At 41.0% G+C, this 1,063-nt stretch carries 1 protein-coding gene; it reads right to left on the bottom strand.

The features are described 5' to 3' along the window. Window positions 1-46 precede the first annotated feature (46 nt). On the bottom strand, window positions 47-1,063 hold a 1,017-nt coding region (locus ACFXN8_RS26485; RefSeq protein WP_386848328.1), incomplete at its 5' end, for an IS4 family transposase.

The raw sequence follows: 1,063 nt of genomic DNA, 5'->3' as shown, positions 1-1,063 counted from the left end.
TTTTTTACTATAACCTTTGGCTGGGACAACTGACAGTTCAAAATCCTTATGGTACCGTATTTCCTTCGATTTCTCGAAGCCAAATACGTGCCGGTTTCCATAGTGTTGCTTTTAAGTACCTACTAATTTGTAAGTACGTCCGTGAACTGTTTGTGTGAAGCTGTGCTAGTACGTTTAAGCAGTAAACAATCATCGCAATGTACACCTGATTATGCACAGCTTGCTCGCTTTGCCCGTAGAACTTTTTAATGTTCAGATGCTGCTTCATCCACTTAAAAAAAAGTTCGATTGCCCAGCGTGACTTATACAGTTCAGCGACTTCATCTGCACTTAAATCAAAACGATTCGTCATCAGATGTAGCTCTTTACCGTTTGGATCCAGTACTTCGATACGGCGAAATACATTTTCAGTACGATTTTGCGTGGTGCCAATCAGAATCATTTCATCCGATAACACCGCTGACTGTTCAGGTACTTCAAATGATTCAATCACACGTATTACGGCGTTTTTTCGTAAGCGTGAGACAAAGAAAAATCCGTCATCTGTCATGCGGTCAAAGCGTTCATAATCTAGGTAGCCTCGGTCAAAAACGTACATGCACTCCTTGTCATCAACGAGAATTTCAAGCTGACCACGATCATGTTCTTTCGCATTCGTCAGCACCGCTTTATCAGGGTACGAACAACCTTTTTCTAGGTAAACAAGGCGCAAATGTAACTTTACCCCTGATTTTGTTTTACGGAATTCAGCCCATCTATGGTTGTTTAAGTTCAATGGCAGTGTGCTGGAATCAATGATTTTCAGTGGTGTTGTGGTTTTTCGGCTCTGTTCAAAATGCGTTTTCTCATGAATTTGCCCGACTAAGTCTAGAAAAATCTGTTGGAAAAACTCAGTTGGCACTCGATTTAATCGCCGACCTAACTGCGAAAAGCTGATGGACTCTAAATACGTTGCTTTTTGTAAGTCATCTGATAACAGCGTGTCACTAATGGCACGTAGACTTTCGGTTTCATTTAGCTGCGCAAACAGTAATAATTTCAAGAATGAAGCGATGTGAAGCTT

It is taken from the genome of Lysinibacillus sp. NPDC059133 (genome assembly GCF_042755925.1).
In the GTDB taxonomy this organism is placed as follows: domain Bacteria; phylum Bacillota; class Bacilli; order Bacillales_A; family Planococcaceae; genus Lysinibacillus.
This window is presented reverse-complemented; position numbering and strand designations above follow the sequence as displayed.